The organism is Streptococcus mitis, from assembly GCF_003942865.1.
Classification (GTDB): Bacteria; Bacillota; Bacilli; order Lactobacillales; family Streptococcaceae; genus Streptococcus; species Streptococcus mitis_BI.
Window position 1 is genome coordinate 1 of the sequence record NZ_RJNZ01000012.1, and the last position, 18627, is coordinate 18627.

14 protein-coding genes are annotated in these 18627 nt (G+C 42.7%); 6 read left to right on the top strand and 8 right to left on the bottom strand.

Features of this window, described 5'->3' with window-relative positions; translation table 11 throughout:
* The 3 genes from D8845_RS10495 to D8845_RS08040 all read right to left on the bottom strand — a co-directional run.
* Nucleotides 1-6348, bottom strand: a 6348-nt coding sequence (locus D8845_RS10495) for an accessory Sec-dependent serine-rich glycoprotein adhesin (RefSeq protein WP_125453094.1), incomplete at its 3' end; no start/stop codon positions are given.
* 564 nt (nucleotides 6349-6912) lie between these two features.
* Complete coding sequence (locus tag D8845_RS08035) at nucleotides 6913-8457, bottom strand: peptide chain release factor 3 (protein ID WP_125453095.1); 1545 nt, start codon at nucleotides 8455-8457, stop codon at nucleotides 6913-6915.
* 143 nt (nucleotides 8458-8600) lie between these two features.
* Nucleotides 8601-9293 carry a TIGR02206 family membrane protein gene (locus D8845_RS08040; protein WP_125453096.1) on the bottom strand — a complete coding sequence of 231 codons (693 nt, stop codon included), beginning with the start codon at nucleotides 9291-9293 and terminating at the stop codon, nucleotides 8601-8603.
* A 386-nt stretch (nucleotides 9294-9679) separates the two neighbouring features.
* Between D8845_RS08040 and gatC the strand changes: the two genes are divergently transcribed.
* The 6 genes from gatC (at nucleotide 9680) to nusB (ending at nucleotide 14410) form a co-directional block, all read left to right on the top strand.
* Nucleotides 9680-9982: an Asp-tRNA(Asn)/Glu-tRNA(Gln) amidotransferase subunit GatC gene (gatC, locus tag D8845_RS08045; RefSeq protein WP_125453097.1), complete on the top strand. Its 303-nt coding sequence runs from the start codon at nucleotides 9680-9682 to the stop codon at nucleotides 9980-9982.
* Nucleotides 9982-11448 (top strand): Asp-tRNA(Asn)/Glu-tRNA(Gln) amidotransferase subunit GatA, encoded by a 1467-nt coding sequence (gatA, locus tag D8845_RS08050; RefSeq protein WP_125453098.1) that lies wholly within the window; start codon nucleotides 9982-9984, stop codon nucleotides 11446-11448. The genes gatC and gatA overlap by 1 nt, the downstream gene beginning before the upstream one ends.
* Nucleotides 11448-12890: an Asp-tRNA(Asn)/Glu-tRNA(Gln) amidotransferase subunit GatB gene (gatB, locus tag D8845_RS08055; protein ID WP_125453099.1), complete on the top strand. Its 1443-nt coding sequence runs from the start codon at nucleotides 11448-11450 to the stop codon at nucleotides 12888-12890. Before gatA ends, gatB begins: the two co-directional genes overlap by 1 nt.
* 130 nt (nucleotides 12891-13020) lie before the next feature.
* The gene (gene efp / locus D8845_RS08060; protein ID WP_000568643.1) at nucleotides 13021-13581 is read left to right on the top strand and encodes an elongation factor P; all 561 of its coding nucleotides are present in this window, start codon (nucleotides 13021-13023) and stop codon (nucleotides 13579-13581) included.
* 21 nt (nucleotides 13582-13602) lie between these two features.
* Nucleotides 13603-13992: an Asp23/Gls24 family envelope stress response protein gene (locus D8845_RS08065; RefSeq protein ID WP_000510575.1), complete on the top strand. Its 390-nt coding sequence runs from the start codon at nucleotides 13603-13605 to the stop codon at nucleotides 13990-13992.
* Nucleotides 13985-14410 carry a transcription antitermination factor NusB gene (nusB, locus tag D8845_RS08070; RefSeq protein ID WP_000203638.1) on the top strand — a complete coding sequence of 142 codons (426 nt, stop codon included), beginning with the start codon at nucleotides 13985-13987 and terminating at the stop codon, nucleotides 14408-14410. Before D8845_RS08065 ends, nusB begins: the two co-directional genes overlap by 8 nt.
* 266 nt (nucleotides 14411-14676) lie before the next feature.
* Here nusB and D8845_RS08080 read toward each other — a convergent pair whose 3' ends face one another.
* The 5 genes from D8845_RS08080 to accB are packed head-to-tail and all read right to left on the bottom strand — an operon-like array spanning nucleotide 14677 to nucleotide 18627.
* Nucleotides 14677-15444 (bottom strand): acetyl-CoA carboxylase carboxyl transferase subunit alpha, encoded by a 768-nt coding sequence (locus tag D8845_RS08080; RefSeq protein WP_084886616.1) that lies wholly within the window; start codon nucleotides 15442-15444, stop codon nucleotides 14677-14679.
* Nucleotides 15441-16307 (bottom strand): acetyl-CoA carboxylase, carboxyltransferase subunit beta, encoded by an 867-nt coding sequence (gene accD, locus D8845_RS08085; protein WP_081529523.1) that lies wholly within the window; start codon nucleotides 16305-16307, stop codon nucleotides 15441-15443. Before accD ends, D8845_RS08080 begins: the two co-directional genes overlap by 4 nt.
* 36 nt (nucleotides 16308-16343) lie before the next feature.
* On the bottom strand, nucleotides 16344-17711 hold the full coding sequence (gene accC / locus D8845_RS08090) for an acetyl-CoA carboxylase biotin carboxylase subunit (protein WP_084886614.1): 1368 nt from the start codon (nucleotides 17709-17711) through the stop codon (nucleotides 16344-16346).
* 11 nt (nucleotides 17712-17722) lie between these two features.
* Nucleotides 17723-18145: a 3-hydroxyacyl-ACP dehydratase FabZ gene (fabZ, locus tag D8845_RS08095; RefSeq protein WP_000565515.1), complete on the bottom strand. Its 423-nt coding sequence runs from the start codon at nucleotides 18143-18145 to the stop codon at nucleotides 17723-17725.
* On the bottom strand, nucleotides 18142-18627 hold the full coding sequence (gene accB, locus D8845_RS08100; RefSeq protein WP_125453101.1) for an acetyl-CoA carboxylase biotin carboxyl carrier protein: 486 nt from the start codon (nucleotides 18625-18627) through the stop codon (nucleotides 18142-18144). The genes fabZ and accB overlap by 4 nt, the downstream gene beginning before the upstream one ends.

Here is an 18627-nt window from a genome sequence, read left to right on the forward strand (position 1 = left end):
TGAAGCCGATGTACTTGCACTTGTTGAAGCTGACGTTCTTGCTGATGTGCTTGCGCTTGTTGAAGCCGACGTACTTGCTGACGTGCTTGCGCTCGTTGAAGCGGATGTACTTGCTGACGTGCTTGCGCTCGTTGAAGCTGATGTACTTGCTGTCGTGCTTGCTCTGGTGGCAGCTGAAGTGCTTGCTCTTGTAGAGGCTGACGTACTTGCTGATGTGCTTGCGCTCGTTGAAGCCGACGTACTTGCTGATGTGCTTGCACTTGTTGAAGCTGATGTACTTGCTGATGTACTTGCACTTGTCGAAGCGGACGTACTTGCTGATGTGCTTGCGCTCGTTGAAGCTGATGTACTTGCTGATGTACTTGCACTTGTTGAAGCCGACGTACTTGCTGACGTGCTAGCCGATGTACTTGCACTTGTCGAAGCTGACGTACTTGCACTTGTCGAAGCTGACGTACTTGCACTTGTCGAAGCCGACGTACTTGCTGATGTGCTAGCTGATGTGCTTGCACTTGTTGAAGCTGACGTGCTTGCGCTGGTTGAAGCGGACGTACTTGCTGACGTGCTTGCACTTGTTGAAGCGGACGTACTTGCTGACGTACTTGCACTTGTTGAAGCTGATGTACTTGCTGACGTGCTTGCACTTGTTGAAGCCGATGTACTTGCACTTGTCGAAGCTGACGTACTTGCTGACGTACTTGCGCTGGTTGAAGCTGACGTACTTGCTGATGTGCTAGCCGATGTACTTGCGCTGGTTGAAGCTGACGTACTTGCTGACGTACTTGCACTTGTTGAAGCTGACGTGCTTGCTGATGTGCTTGCACTTGTTGAAGCTGACGTACTTGCTGACGTGCTTGCACTTGTTGAAGCTGACGTACTTGCCGATGTGCTTGCGCTCGTTGAAGCCGACGTACTTGCCGATGTACTTGCACTTGTCGAAGCTGACGTACTTGCTGATGTGCTTGCACTTGTCGAAGCCGACGTACTTGCTGACGTGCTTGCGCTGGTTGAAGCTGAGGTGCTAGCCGATGTACTTGCGCTGGTTGAAGCCGACGTACTTGCTGATGTACTTGCGCTCGTTGAAGCCGACGTACTTGCTGACGTGCTTGCGCTCGTTGAAGCTGAGGTGCTAGCCGATGTACTTGCGCTGGTTGAAGCTGACGTACTTGCACTTGTTGAAGCCGATGTGCTTGCACTTGTTGAAGCTGATGTACTTGCTGACGTACTTGCACTTGTTGAGACCGATGTGCTTGCTGAGGTACTTGCGCTTGTTGAGGCCGACGTACTTGCGCTTATTGAAGCGGACGTACTTGCTGATGTGCTTGCCGAAGCTGACTCAGAACGATATTTCTTGTCTGAAACAGTTTCATTTTGACTATAGACCGTTGGTGCATACGGTTGACTACCCGATGTTACTTTAGCATTATCTTTATAATAAACTGTTGCAACACCATTCTCACTGACGTCAATACTAGAAATACGATCCCGACCGTTTGGAGTCACTTTATCATGAGCTTTTCTTATTTCTTCACGAACGTTTTCCTTATCAGTTTCTGTTAAGTGATTTTTATCCTTAACTTCTGTCAGATTAATAGCAGGCTTCTTAAACAAGTTTTGCAACTGATCTTGCTGAATTCGAATTTCTCCTACATCAACAGAGTTGCCACTAGGATCTGTAGCAGTGAGCCAACGTCCCCAGGTGTTCCCTGATTTCCACGCAAGATCTTTATTAGCAACCGCATTAATAGTAAATGTGGTCTGGTCATCATTGGTTAAAGTATTGATAATATTTGTGATGGGACCAGTTCCCCACTCAGGTCTGTTTTCGAAGAAATCTGTCAAATCTTTTCTATTACCAGAAACCTTCAGTGTGACTAACTTACCACTATTATCTCTACCTGTATAAGTAATCTGGATTTTATCTCCAGCATAGAACAAATAGCGACCATTGCCATCTCTCTTAGGCTCTTGACCATTTACTGTTACAGTATAAGTAATTGTTGGTTTCACACGTTCAGGAGTAATCGAACTTGTCGTTACTTCTGAATCCAGACCAGCAACTGTAGATTTAGCTGTTACATCACCTGTCGGTAGAAGACCGTTATTGCCGTCGTAAGCTTTTTTCAGATCAGTAGGTTCAAAGGTAACACTGGTTTCATTGACCTTAGCTCTCTTCTCGAACGTATGGCCTGCTAAAGTCAAGGTTACAAGAGCTCCAGGTGTTACATTCGTAACAACGATTGAACGATTTGGCAAACCACCCGTTTCATTAGTAGAATCTACTGAGATAGCTGGCGCTTGTGGATTCACTCTCACAGTAACAGGGACATTTTGTTTAACTCTAACACCCGTTGAATCTGCAGGTAACTCTACCTCCACTTGTTTGGTAAAGGTTCCAACTGTCGTAAGTGACGGAGCACCGTCTACCCACTTATAATTAGTAAGCGCTGCATTAAAATCTGGATTTCCAGAAAGATTAGTAACAACTTCCTTAGGATTTGCTACAGCTTGTTTATAACCTTGTTCATCAGTCTTATTCTGCGTAAAAGTATAAGAACGATTTGTTCCAAATTTATAGACATCATGGACAACATCAACAGTTTTACTTAGTTTAACAGTATCCCCTGCACCTGTACGACCAACAGGATAAGTAAAGGTGACTTGGTAGTTGTGTCGACCTGTTTCTGCTGTGCTAATCGGTGAATTTGCTACAGCCTGGCCATTGTTTCTCCAAGTTTTACTAACTCCATCTGGGTAGGCATCGTCTCCTTGCTTAGTCACATAATTATGCAAATCTGTTCCATTATGAGGTAGCGTCCCTTGAATATCATTCACAGGTCCTTTAGGAGCAATCGTAGCTAAAACCTTATAGTTGACCGTTACATCATCGGTTGAACCATCCGAATACGTAACACGCGCCACAGCACTCTTTGTTCCAGTAGTCGAATTGTCAATCGTATTTGTCCATTTAACCGTTGCTCCTGCAGGCAGAGACTTCCCACCTTCAAGTTGAACAAATTTATATGCCTTTCCCAAATCCTCTGCTGTTTCACCCGCATAGGTATAAATGGTGTCTACTTTAGAAACCGCATTATACTTATCCGTTTGATCCTTAACAACAAACTTGATATAACCTTCGTTATTATCAGTACTATTTGATGTATTCTGGTTATCCGTAGTTACGAGTTTACGTTCAGTAAATGCCCCTTTTTGCAAACTTTTATTTAGAGTACCTGTCAAGGTAATCGTAGCATTATCTTGGTTTGTCGTAGAAGTGATGGTATTAGAACGTGTTACCCCAGTGAAACCACCGTAATCATTAGCAGTTCCACTACCAGTTCCATCACTGGTCCCATCAGGTCTAGTAAACTTCAATGAATTGAGTTTTCCAGAGTCATCCGTCGCTTTTAGAGTAATATTGACTGGTTCATTACGATAAAGATAGATTTCTTTCGTTGCCGGATTGTCGTAAGGAATGACTAACTTAGGACGTTCGTTGACTGTTACTGACTGTGGAATGTCATCACTCTTCGTTCCGTCCTTATAGACTATTTTTGCTGTACCATTGTCTTGAACTTCAATATCCTTGATTCTGAAGGTCTCTTGATTGTTTTTAGCATAAATAGCAGCCTTAACCGCTTTCTTCTCAAGCTCCGTCAGGCTATTCTTATTTACTACAGGCGTAAACTCAGGGTTTTTAATTGTAAATTCTGGTTCATGCTTGTAACGCTCATTCAAAGGACGTTGCTTGATAAAGAAGTTCCCTGTACTGTTGTCTCCCGGAATCGTAACATTCCCTGCTTTATCTGTTGCAACTGCATTACGACGCCATTCATTTTTAGGAGCATAAGTCAAATCATCTTTCATATGCCCAGTTGCAGTTATGACTGCCGGATTAGACTCAGTCGCAACGAGATTCCCATTTGGATCTGATAGAGAAGTAGCTGTCCCAGTCCCGTAACTATTATCTCCAAAGATGTTTTGAGCCATTTCTGACGCTGGTCTATAACCATCAGCCTGTGCTACAAGTTTAAACTCCCTCAGTTTTCCCTTATTATCTACGGCTTTCATTTCAAAACCGATATCATCACCGGCATAGTAATAGTAATATTTATCTCCTGCTATACCTCCTGTTTCTGCAGCTAGAGGTTTACCATTACGGGTCGCAGTAACGGTTATTACTGGAGGTATTTTTTCCTTCTCTAAAGAAGCATTGATGACACTTGTAGAACCGTCACGATAAGTAACCGTGATGGTACCATCTGTTGCAACGTCAATTTTTGATTTAGTACCAGGGTAAGACAGCGTAAAGCTACCATCTGGATTGGTCGTTTGACTTGCTTGAGCAATATTGGGAGCAAGATCTCCATTTTTTGATAAATCAGTTAAATTCGATTGTTTTCCAACAAAATTATTATAAACTTCCTTAACTTCATCTGGTGTCAAATGGTCCAAATCAGAAACCTGAACAGTATCACCACTTTGGATATTATGACGTTCGTTGAAACCTTTGATATAGTAGCCAACGTTAGCAGAGGCTACCTCTCTATTATAGTTTTGTCCTACAAAACGATAAACATATGTTGTCCCAACTTCAGCTGAAGCATCGTTTCCACCAACCGTTCCCACCAATCGAGCAGTTACAGCTGGTCTGTTTAACTCTTCATTATTGTTAGGACCTGCATATACAACTCCAGGAATAACATTTCGATTCTCGATGTTCATATACTTAACGCGGCCTGAATTAGTATTTACTCCTTCTAAACCTACGTTATCTCCAACAACATCACCATTAAAAACTTCTTTATAGGCAGTAACATTAAAACGGAATGTTGTGTTGGTATTCGTATTGGTAGTTTGCTGTCTATAGCCAGTTGAAAAACTGATAGGTTGCACGTTAGTAAAGTTCCCTGGTGTATTTCCATATACAGGGGCAGAACTTGTTTGAACCTGAATATTAGCGGTAGCTGTTGGCACTGTTTTTTCGTATTTTACTTCAACTACAATCGTACCGTTTAGCTGACGTTCAGCACCATGGCGGTAGCTATAGACAGCTTCCGAACCATTCGAAACCGTCTTGTCCATATTGTATGTGTTGTAAGTTGCTCTTTGGACATGCCCACCCTTACCAGCTTCAACTTTAACACCGATATGAGTCAAAGGAACGCGACTATCCACCAGCATTGTATAGGTAGCAATACCTGTTTCTCTATTAAAGTCAATGTGAGGCTGACTAAGTGTGATACGTTCATCCCCTTGACTAGTTCCCCAACTTGCTCTTAGAGAAGCATCACGCAACATGGCTTTTCCATTACGAGCATCACGCGCGCCTGATTGCGCTCTCAAAACAGCATTGACAATAGAATTACGAGCCAAGGTAGCTTTTTTCACCACCTCTGTCCAGTCACTCGTTGGATCTGCCAAAGCTTTTTCAATGGCTGTCACTGCTGCATTTACCTTAGTAATTGCAGAATCAGTATTTGGTAAACCAGCAGCTTTCGCTAAGTATTCGCCCATTTCAGCTGAAAGCTTGGTTATCTTCTTACGATTTTCTTCATTTTGTTTAGCAGAAACTTCGGAAGTTGCGATGGCTCCAGCAGTAACTCCTACGATACTAGTCATGGTAGAAGTTGATTGAGCAGCACTTGCACTAACCTTCCCATCAATTTCAGTTGCCTTCAGTAGAGCAGAATCAATTTTAAGGCCAGTTGATTCTTTTGATACAGAAGCATCTCGGTCAGTTGCTGGCGCAGAAGTGCTCTGTTCACCCGATAAACTAGCCACCAACGAGAAACTACCCGGCTCACTTGTTGTTTGACTAATACTAGTAGAGCTGCTGACAGATGCACTATTCGAAGTACTTGCTGAGGCACTGGCAGAAGTACTCGTCGAAGCACTGGCTGACGAACTCTTAGATACAGATTCTGACATCGAAGTGCTTTCGCTCAAAGAAGTAGACAAGCTAGCAGAATTCTCTGAATTACTTACAGATGTCGTACCCAAAACTACTGTATCATTTGTAACCAAAAGATCTGGATTTTCCAGTGTTTTTTCCACGGCTACTGTTTCATTTGCAAACACTTTTGTTTGAGTAGCAACAGTACCACCTAAAACAGCCCCTGTGGCAGCAATCCCCTTGATAATATCCAGACCTGTAATAGAAGGATTCACTTTATCCTCTACTACTTCTGTCATGACTTGAGTCGTGTCTACACCACCGCGCAAGACCTTGAACAAACCAAAAAGAGAGGTTGAAGCTCGCAACCAATGTTTCCCTGATTTGATCAACTTATACCGCGTCACTCGGTCGGTTTCTCTATACTCACCTTTCTGACGTCTAAAAAACATGTTTCACTCCTTCGTTCTTACTTAAAAGCGGGCAATTCACCCAATTCTAATCATACTTTAACAGTATACTCTAAGCGCAAACGATAGTCAAGATATTATATTGTTTTTTTCAAAAAAAATACGAGGTTCCAAATCTATTTATATATGAAAAAGTCATCTCTATAATAGGAACCCCTCAAAAAAAAAAAAATCAAACCTATTTTAACATTCCCTTCTTTTAAATTCATACTATAAAAATAAAACTATAACAGAGACCATGACATCAACAAACTCACCTCCCTGAGCGTTCTTATATTTCATATTTTAAAAACAAAAAAGCTGTGAATCATGACATCCACAGCAGTTACAAATTTTCAAACCACTACACTGAGTTTGACAAATCGATTCTATTTGCCAAACGTAGTTAGTAAGGCAGTTAGGTCATACACTATCTAATCGTTACGACGTAAAGTTTTACGAATCGATAATATTCGTAAAACTTTACTAGTGGAGCGCCTAGCCAAGTTCCATAGAAACTTGGCGTTAGTTACTTAGATTGTTACACAATCAAGTAACTTTGGCGATCTACATTTTTTCCTCCAACTCTACATCTGGATACTTATCTGCAAACCAGCGGAGGGCAAAGTCGTTTTCAAAGAGGAAGACTGGTTGGTCAAAACGGTCTTTGGCCAAGATATTGCGACTTGATGACATCCGTTCATCCAAGTCCTCAGGTTTGATCCAACGAACGGTTTTTTTACCCATTGGACTCATAACCACTTCCGCATTGTACTCACCTTCCATACGGTGCTTAAAGACTTCAAACTGAAGTTGACCTACAGCGCCTAGCATGTACTCACCTGTTTGGTAATTCTTATAAAGCTGAACGGCTCCTTCTTGCACTAGTTGCTCAATCCCCTTGTGGAAGGATTTCTGCTTCATGACATTCTTAGCAGAAACTTTCATGAAAATCTCAGGTGTAAAGGTTGGCAGTGGTTCAAATTCAAATTTGTTTTTCCCAACTGTCAAGGTATCCCCAACTTGATAAGTACCTGTATCATAAACACCGATAATATCACCTGCCACGGCGTTGGTCACATTTTCACGACTTTCCGCCATAAACTGAGTCACATTCGAAAGTTTAGCACCCTTACCAGTACGAGGCAGATTGACACTCATGCCACGCTCAAATTCTCCTGATACGATACGGACAAAGGCAATACGGTCACGGTGACGAGGGTCCATGTTAGCTTGGATTTTAAAGACAAATCCTGAGAAATCCTTGTCATAAGGATCCACAATTTCACCATCTGTTTTTTTGTGTCCATGTGGTTCTGGAGCAAATTTGAGGAAGGTTTCAAGGAAGGTCTGCACGCCAAAGTTAGTAAGAGCTGAACCGAAGAAGACAGGTGTCAATTCTCCATCCAGAATAGCTTCCTCTGAAAACTCATTCCCAGCTTCATTTAAAAGTTCAATATCATCCTTGACTTGCTCGTAGAAAGGATTGCTACCAAAAAGCTTGTCCCCATCTTCAAGGCTAGCAAAACGCTCATCCCCTTTATAGAGCTCCAAGCGTTGGTTATAGAGGTCATACAATCCTTCGAAGGCTTTTCCCATCCCGATTGGCCAGTTCATCGGGTAGCTAGCAATACCCAAAACTTCTTCCAATTCTTGCAAGAGATCTAGTGGCTCGCGACCGTCACGGTCCAGCTTGTTCATAAAGGTAAAGACCGGAATTCCACGGTGTTTGACAACTTCAAATAATTTCTTAGTTTGGGCCTCGATACCCTTGGCAGAATCCACGACCATGACCGCAGCATCCACCGCCATCAAGGTACGATAGGTATCTTCTGAGAAGTCCTCGTGCCCTGGTGTGTCGAGGATATTCACGCGCTTACCATCGTAGTCAAACTGCATCACAGATGAAGTAACCGAAATCCCACGTTGCTTCTCGATATCCATCCAGTCAGACTTGGCAAAAGTCCCTGTTTTCTTTCCTTTTACGGTACCAGCTTCACGAATCTCGCCCCCAAAGTAGAGCAACTGCTCCGTGATGGTTGTTTTCCCTGCGTCCGGGTGGGAGATGATGGCAAAGGTACGACGTTTCTTAATTTCTTCTTGAATATTCATAAGTTCTCTTTCTTTGATTCTCTATTTTTCTTGTTTCAATAGCTAAGAATGATTTCTACATTGGATTTTACCATTCCTTTCAACACTCCATTATATCTGATTTTGAGGAGTTTTTCAATTGCTCATCCGATGAAAAAAGTAAGCTAGAGCACTGATTTCACCTGTCTTCTCTTTTTCCACCGTTTTTTGAATAAGATATCAAAAAGAACCAGAGACAGTGAAAGAATAACGGACACAAGTAGGTACTTTAGCCACAAAGGAGCATCAGGAATAAAAGGTGTCTTATTTAACAGGCCATAATTCCCACCAGTCACCTGATTAACCCCAACTAGAAAGAGATTGAGGATAAAGGTATAGGCTACAATCATATATTTCTTGAGTAGGCTCTTGTCATAGTGATTCATCAAGTAGACCAAGGAATTCACTAAAAGTGCATAGTGCCCAATCAAAAATGAAAAACTAGTGATATGGGGGAAATCATAGGGGTCAAAAACTGGGTAAACCAGTGCAAAGACCGCTCCACTTGCTCCTAAGAGGGCAAAGTACTGCTTGCTTTTCCATTTATCAGGCAAGAAAATCACCGCAAACATAGCTAAACGGCAATGATAAAATGGGAGACTATTAGAAAAGGGAATCCCAAAACCAACATACCAACTATAAAGTGCTAGCAACTGGAGGATCTGAATCCCCTTAAACAAGAGGACAAATTTTGGATTCTTGTGATAAGCAAGTGCCCCATAAATACAAAGCATTAAGACCAGCATCATAACCCCATACCAAAAAAGTGAAATGGGAGGAGGGACTGTCTGAGTTCTGGTGATAAATTGATGGAACATGTTTCTATCCTAACTCTTATTTTTTCTTTTTTCTAGTTTAACCATTATAGCGGATTAAAAACGATTTTTCAATTTCTATTTTATGTCAGACACTGCTAAAGCAGAACAATTCCCCTTGCAATTTTTAAAGTAAATGTTGCAATGAATATAGAAAAAGGTGTTGCGACAACAACACCCCACAGAGCCGTTTAAGACGGTGGCTGTAATTACATAACTAAAAAATAGCTCGTTAACTCGCCAAAGTTAGGACGGCTATTTTTTTGTCTCTTTAAAAATCTCTTTCTTGACTTGCCAGATGTCTTTTTTCAGCTTTACCTCCCTTATTTATAGGAAAATATGGTAAAATAGAACAGACTAAAAATCATCATTTCACGAAAGGATGCAAGATGAAAATTACGCAAGAAGAGGTAACACACGTTGCCAATCTTTCAAAATTAAGATTCTCTGAAGAAGAAACTGCTGCCTTTGCAACTACCTTGTCCAAGATTGTAGACATGGTTGAATTGCTGGGCGAAATCGACACTACTGGTGTTGCACCTACTACTACCATGGCTGACCGCAAGACTGTACTCCGCCCTGATGTGGCCGAAGAAGGAACAGACCGTGATCGCTTGTTTAAAAACGTACCTGAAAAAGATAACTATTATATCAAGGTACCAGCTATCCTAGACGATGGAGGATATGCCTAATGACTTTCAACAATAAAACCATTGAAGAGTTGCACAATCTCCTTGTTTCTAAGGAAATTTCAGCAACAGAATTGACACAAGCTACGCTTGAAGATATCAAGTCTCGAGAGACAGCTATCAATGCTTTCGTCACTATCGCTGAGGAGCAAGCCCTTGCTCAAGCTAAGGCTATTGATGAAGCTGGAATTGACGCTGATAATGTCCTCTCAGGAATTCCACTTGCAGTTAAGGACAATATCTCCACGGATGGTATTCTCACAACTGCTGCCTCAAAAATGCTTTACAACTATGAGCCAATCTTTGATGCGACAGCCGTTTCCAATGCAAAATCTAAAGGTATGATTGTCGTCGGAAAGACCAACATGGACGAATTTGCCATGGGTGGTTCAGGTGAGACTTCTCACTACGGAGCAACTAAAAATGCTTGGGACCACAGCAAGGTTCCTGGTGGATCATCAAGTGGTTCGGCCGCAGCTGTAGCGTCAGGACAAGTCCGCTTGTCACTTGGTTCTGATACTGGTGGTTCTATCCGCCAACCTGCTGCCTTCAACGGGATTGTTGGTCTCAAACCAACCTACGGAACAGTTTCACGTTTCGGTCTCATTGCTTTTGGTAGTTCATTAGACCAGATTGGACCTTTTGCTCCTACTGTTAAGGAAAATGCTCTCTTGCTCAACGCTATTGCCAGCGAAGACGCTAAAGACTCTACTTCTGCTCCTGTCCGCATTGCCGACTTTACTTCAAAAATCGGTCAAGACATCAAGGGCATGAAAATTGCTTTACCTAAGGAATACCTCGGTGAAGGAATTGATCCAGAGGTCAAAGAAACAATACTTAATGCCGCTAAACACTTTGAAAAACTTGGTGCCATCGTTGAAGAAGTCAGCCTTCCTCACTCAAAATACGGTGTTGCCGTTTACTACATCATCGCTTCATCTGAAGCTTCATCAAACTTGCAACGTTTTGACGGTATCCGTTATGGTTACCGCGCAGAGGATGCGACCAACCTTGATGAAATCTATATAAACAGCCGTAGCCAAGGTTTTGGTGAAGAGGTTAAACGCCGTATCATGCTAGGTACTTTCAGTCTTTCATCAGGTTACTACGATGCCTACTACAAGAAAGCTGGTCAGGTTCGTACCCTCATCATTCAAGATTTCGAAAAAGTCTTCGCGGATTACGACTTGATTTTGGGTCCAACTGCTCCAAGTGTTGCTTATTACTTGGATTCACTCAACCATGACCCAGTTGCCATGTACTTGGCTGATCTCTTAACAATCCCAGTCAACTTGGCTGGTCTTCCAGGGATTTCAATTCCTGCTGGATTCTCTCAAGGTCTACCTGTCGGACTCCAATTGATTGGTCCTAAGTACTCAGAAGAAACCATTTACCAAGCTGCTGCTGCTTTTGAAGCAACAACAGACTACCACAAACAACAACCCGTGATTTTTGGAGGTGATAACTAATGAACTTTGAAACAGTCATTGGACTTGAAGTCCACGTAGAGCTCAACACCAATTCAAAAATCTTCTCACCTACTTCTGCCCACTTCGGAAATGACCAAAACGCCAACACTAACGTGATTGACTGGTCTTTCCCAGGAGTACTTCCGGTTCTCAACAAAGGTGTTGTCGATGCCGGCATCAAGGCTGCTCTTGCCCTCAACATGGACATCCACAAAAAGATGCACTTTGACCGCAAGAACTACTTCTACCCTGATAATCCCAAAGCCTACCAAATTTCTCAGTTTGATGAGCCAATCGGTTATAATGGTTGGATTGAAGTCGAGCTAGAAGACGGTACGACTAAGAAAATCGGTATCGAACGTGCCCACCTAGAAGAAGACGCTGGTAAAAACACCCACGGTACAGATGGCTACTCTTATGTTGACCTCAACCGCCAAGGGGTGCCATTGATTGAGATTGTATCTGAAGCAGACATGCGTTCTCCTGAAGAAGCCTATGCTTACCTAACAGCCCTCAAGGAAGTTATCCAGTACGCTGGCATTTCTGACGTTAAGATGGAAGAAGGTTCTATGCGTGTGGATGCCAATATTTCTCTTCGTCCTTATGGTCAAGAAAAATTCGGTACCAAGACTGAGTTGAAGAACCTCAACTCCTTCTCAAACGTTCGCAAAGGTCTTGAATACGAGGTTCAACGTCAAGCTGAAATCCTTCGCTCAGGTGGTCAAATCCGTCAAGAAACACGCCGTTACGATGAAGCTAACAAGGCAACCATCCTCATGCGTATCAAAGAAGGTGCTGCAGACTACCGCTACTTCCCAGAACCAGACCTACCTCTCTTTGAAATTTCAGATGAGTGGATTGAGGAAATGCGTACAGAGTTGCCGGAGTTTCCAAAAGAACGCCGTGCGCGCTACGTATCTGATCTTGGCTTGTCAGACTACGATGCTAGCCAGTTGACTGCAAATAAAGTCACTTCTGACTTCTTTGAAAAAGCTGTGGCTCTCGGTGGTGATGCTAAACAAGTCTCTAACTGGCTCCAAGGCGAAGTCGCTCAGTTCTTGAACGCCGAAGGCAAGACACTTGAACAAATCGAATTGACTCCAGAAAACTTGGTTGAAATGATTGCCATCATCGAAGACGGCACTATCTCTTCTAAGATTGCCAAGAAAGTCTTTGTCCACCTAGCTAAAAATGGCGGTGGCGCGCGTGAATATGTGGAAAAAGCAGGTATGGTTCAAATCTCAGATCCTGAAATCTTGATCCCAATCATCCACCAAGTCTTTGCCGATAACGAAGCGGCTGTTGCCGACTTCAAGTCAGGTAAACGTAACGCAGATAAGGCCTTTACAGGCTTCCTTATGAAAGCAACCAAAGGCCAAGCCAACCCACAAGTTGCCCTTAAACTTCTTGCTCAAGAATTAGCGAAGTTGAAAGAAGATTAACACGTAAAAGAAACCAGCCCTGAGGTTGGTTTTTTCGCTCCTACCATCTCCCAATAACTATTTTGGCTTTATTTCCAGAAGATTTTATGGTAAAATGAAGAGTAATAATATTTATTAAAGAGGTAAAAACATGATTGAAGCAAGCAAATTGAAAGCTGGTATGACATTTGAAACTGCAGACGGAAAATTGATCCGCGTTTTGGAAGCTAGCCACCACAAACCAGGTAAAGGGAACACAATCATGCGTATGAAATTACGTGATGTCCGTACTGGTTCTACATTTGACACAAGCTACCGTCCAGAAGAAAAATTCGAACAAGCTATTATCGAAACTGTTCCAGCTCAATACTTGTACAAAATGGATGAAACTGCCTACTTCATGAACACTGAAACTTACGACCAATACGAAATCCCAGTCGTAAACGTTGAAAATGAATTGCTTTACATCCTTGAAAACTCTGATGTGAAAATCCAATTCTACGGAACTGAAGTAATCGGTGTAACTGTACCAACTACTGTTGAATTGACAGTTGCTGAAACACAACCATCTATCAAAGGTGCTACTGTTACAGGTTCTGGTAAACCAGCGACTATGGAAACTGGACTTGTTGTCAACGTTCCTGACTTCATCGAAGCTGGACAAAAATTGATCATCAACACTGCAGAAGGAACTTACGTTTCTCGTGCCTAATCTCTAGAAAGAGGTCATTCTATGGGAATTGAAGAACAATTTGGCGAAATCGTTATCGCTCCACGTGTACTTGAAAAAATCATTGCCATCGCAACTGCTAAAGTTGATGGTGTCCACTCATTTTCAAATAAATCCGTATCTGATACCCTATCAAAACTCTCTCTTGGTCGTGGCGTCTACTTAAAAGAAAGCAACGAAGAACTAACTGCTGACATCTATCTCTATCTTGAGTACGGTGTGAAGGTACCAAAAGTTGCTCTTGCTATTCAAAAAGCAGTCAAAGATGCTGTCCGTGATATGGCTGATGTGGAACTTGCTGCTGTTAACATCCATGTTGCAGGAATCGTTCCAGATAAAACACCAAAACCTGAGTTGAAAGATCTATTTAACGAGGACTTCCTCAATGACTAGTCCACTATTAGAATCTAGACGCGAACTTCGTAAATGCGCTTTTCAAGCTCTTATGAGCCTTGAATTCGGCACAGATATGGAAACAGCTTGTCACTTTGCCTACACGCATGACCGTGAAGATGCAGATGTGCAAATCCCTGCCTTTCTTCTGAACTTGGTTTCTGGCGTTCAAGCTCAAAAAGACGAGTTGGATAAACAAATCAACCAGCACCTCAAGTCAGGCTGGACAGTTGAACGCTTGACCTTGGTCGAAAAAAACTTACTACGCTTGGGTATCTTTGAAATCACATCATTTGATACACCTCAGCTGGTAGCAGTCAATGAAGCTATTGAACTTGCTAAGAATTTTTCAGATCAAAAATCAGCCCGTTTTATCAATGGACTGCTTAGTCAATTTGTAACAGAAGAAAATGAATAATCGAAAAGGTGTTTGGTCTTCCAAGCACCTTTTGACTTTCCCCTCTGCACAGAGTAATACTCAATGAAAATCAAAAAGCAAACTAGGAAGCTAGCCGCAAGCTGCTCAAAACACTGTTTTGAGGTTGTGGATAGAACTGACGAAGTCAGTAACCATATATACGGTAAGGGGACGCTGACATGGTTTGAAGAGATTTTCGAAGAGTATAAGAACCACATAAAAACTAGAACTGCCTGTCAGTTCTAGTTTTTATGTATTCTGAGGTATTAGTATTTTCTAAATCGTTGGTAACGTTCTTCCAACAACTCCTCGAACGTTTTTTGTGACAGTAAAGCTAGTTCCGTTTGGAGTTCTTTTTTGACACTCTTAATCAGTTCTTTACTAGAAAGTCCTGCTTCAGAAATCACCTTGTCCACCACGTCCATTTCTAACAGTTCATGCGAAGTGATTTTCATCAGTTCTGCCGCTTCCATGGCACGACTGCCATCTTTCCATAGAATGGAAGCAAAACCTTCTGGACTGAGAATGGCATAGATAGAATTTTCCAGCATCCAAACACGGTCTGCGACTGCTAGAGCCAGAGCTCCACCTGAACCACCTTCACCTATAATGATGGCGATAATCGGAACTTTCAGGTCACTCATTTCCATGAGATTGCGAGCAATAGCTTCTCCCTGTCCACGTTCTTCCGCTCCCACACCAGGATAGGCACCTGCAGTATTGATAAAGGTCACAACTGGACGGCCAAATTTTTCAGCTTGTTTCATCAACCGTAGGGCCTTGCGATAGCCTTCTGGATGTGGTTGTCCAAAATTCCGTTTGAGGTTGTCTTGCAAGCTCTTGCCTTTTTGGATACCAACTACTGTTACAGCTTGTTCCCCAAGCCAGCCAATACCACCAACAACTGCACCATCATCACGAAAAGAACGGTCACCGTGTAATTGGATAAATTCATCAAAAATGCCTGTCGCAAAGTCCAAGGTTGTCAAGCGACTCTGCTCACGCGCTTCTCTGACTATTTTTGCAATATTCATCTAGGACCACCTCCATGCAATCTGACTAGGCTAGCAATCGTATCTGGCAAGTCTCTTCTTTTGACAATAGCATCCACAAAGCCATGTTCCAATAGGAATTCTGCCTTTTGGAAATCCTCAGGCAAGCTTTCACGAACCGTATTTTCAATGACACGGCGCCCAGCAAAACCGACCAAACTCTGTGGTTCAGCCAGAATGATATCGCCTTCCATAGCGAAAGAAGCTGTCACACCACCTGTCGTTGGATCTGTCAAAATGGTCAGATAAAAGAGACCAGCATTTGAATGCCGTTTAACTGCTGCAGAGATCTTGGCCATCTGCATGAGACTCATGATTCCTTCCTGCATACGGGCTCCACCAGAGGCTGTGAAGAGGACAACTGGCAATTTTTCAACAGTCGCATACTCAAATAAACGAGTGATTTTTTCACCTACAACTGTACCCATAGAAGCCATGATAAAATTGGAATCCATAATCCCAAGAGCCACAGTCTGACCTTTAATAAGAGCTGTTCCTGTCACAACGGCTTCATCCAGACCTGTTTTTTCACGCATAGTTGCTAGTTTCTTTTGATAACCAGGGAAATGCAAGGGATCCTTACTTTCAATCCCCGTAAACAATTCCTTGAAGGTTCCCATATCAATCGTCAAAGCCAAGCGTTCTTGGGCAGAAATACGAAAGGTATAGCTACAATGTGGACAGATACGCTCACTTCCCAGATCCTTCTGATAAATGGTATGCTTACAGCCTGGACACTGGGAGAATAATTCATCTGGAACCTCTGGCTTAGCTTGAGGTTTTTCCCTAACCGAACGATTGGGATTGATTCGAATATACTTATCTTTTTTACTAAATAGAGCCATTGATTCCCCTTTTCGGTTTAAACTCTTGAAGTCATTTTATTCTTTTTCTTGATATTTGGGTAAGAAGGTTTCCATCAAGAAGGAAGTATCGTAATCTCCAGCAATGACATTGCGATCTGAAATGAGATCAAGCTGGAAATCTGCATTGGTCTGCACCCCTTCAATTTCTAATTCATAGAGGGCACGTTGCATTTTCATCAAGGCATCAAAACGATTTTCGCCGTGAACGATGATTTTAGCAATCATACTATCATAATAAGGCGGAATGGTATAGCCTGGATAAACTGCTGAATCCACGCGCAAGCCGACTCCTCCACTTGGGAGATAGAGATTGGTAATCTTACCTGGACTTGGAGCAAAGTTGAAGGCTGGATTTTCTGCATTGATACGACACTCGATAGCATGACCACGTAGGACAATATCTTCTTGCTTAACAGACAGAGGCTGACCTGCCGCAATGCGAATCTGTTCCTTAACGATATCCACACCTGAAACAAACTCTGTTACCGGATGTTCCACCTGAACACGAGTATTCATTTCCATGAAATAGAATTTGCCACTGGCTTCATCAAGAAGAAACTCAATGGTCCCTGCATTCTCATAGCCCACAGACTCCGCAGCTCGAACAGCAGCAGCACCAATTTCATTGCGTAGCGTTTTTCCGATTGCAATCGAAGGGCTTTCTTCTAAAACCTTTTGGTTATTCCGTTGTAGTGAACAATCCCGTTCCCCCAAGTGGATTACATTTCCGTGTTCATCTCCTAGGATTTGAACCTCGATGTGACGAGCTGGATAGATAACCCGCTCTATGTACATGGCACCATTGCCATAATTGGCCTTGGCTTCACTAGAGGCAGTTTCAAAGGCTGAAACAAGGTCTTCTGGTTTTTCAACCTTACGAATTCCTTTACCACCACCACCTGCTGAAGCCTTGAGCATCACAGGATAGCCAATTTTTTCAGCAACAATCAAGGCTTCCTCAGAGTTATGCACTTCTCCATCTGAACCTGGAATGACAGGTACACCTGCTTTGATCATCTGAGCACGCGCATTGATCTTATCCCCCATCATATCCATAACATGACCAGACGGGCCGATAAACTTAATCCCCACTTCTTCACACATAGTTGCAAATTTGGAATTTTCACTCAGAAATCCAAAACCTGGGTGAATGGCTTCTGCCTCAGTCAAGACTGCAGCTGATAAAACCGCATTAATATTGAGATAAGACTCTGTTGCCTTACCAGGACCGATACAAACCGCCTCATCTGCCAAAAGCGTATGAAGGGCTTCCTTATCGGCAGTTGAATAGACCGCTACCGTCGCAATCCCCAATTCACGTGCCGCACGGATAATGCGAACCGCAATTTCACCACGATTGGCAATTAAAATTTTTCGAAACATGGAGAACCTCCTTAGTTCCCAATTGCAAAGGTAAGAGTACCACTGGCCGCAAGCTTGCCATCCACTTCAGCCTTTGCTTCAACTACAGCAATCGTGCCACGACGTTTGACAAAAGTCGCTGTCATAACCAATTGGTCGCCTGGTACAACTTGCTTCTTGAACTTAACCTTGTCCATACCAGCGTAAAAGACTAGTTTACCTTTATTTTCAGGTTTTGATAACTCCAAGACACCAGCTGTTTGCGCCAAGGCTTCCATAATAAGAACACCTGGCATGACAGGGTATTGAGGAAAATGACCGTTGAAGAAGGGCTCATTGATGGTTACATTTTTGATGGCAACAATGGTATCCTCGCTCACTTCCAACACACGGTCTACTAGTAGCATAGGATAACGGTGGGGAAGGGCTTCTTTGATTCCTTGAATATCGATCATTTGATACGTACCAATCCTTTACCAAACTCAACCATTTCTTCATTAGAAACGAGAATTTCCGTTACCACACCATCCTTAGGTGCTGGAATTTCATTCATGACTTTCATAGCTTCGATGATCACCAATGTTTGACCTTTTTTGACACTATCACCAACTGTGACGAAGGCAGGTTTATCAGGACCAGCAGCCAAGTAAGCCACCCCAACAAGCGGGCTCTCTACAACATCTCCCTCAGCAACCACACTTGCTTCAGCTGAAGCAGGAACTTCTTCCACTACAGTTTCTACTGGAGCAGATGTAGGAGCTACTGGACTTGGTGTTGCTAGAACGGGTGCTGGAGCGACTTGAGTTGCAACTTCAGATACGAGTCTAGCTTCATTCTTGCTAAACTGTAACTCATCCGTCCCATTTTTATAAGAAAATTCTCTCAAACTTGACTGGTCAAATTGAGCCATCAAGTCTTTAATATCGTTTAAATTCAT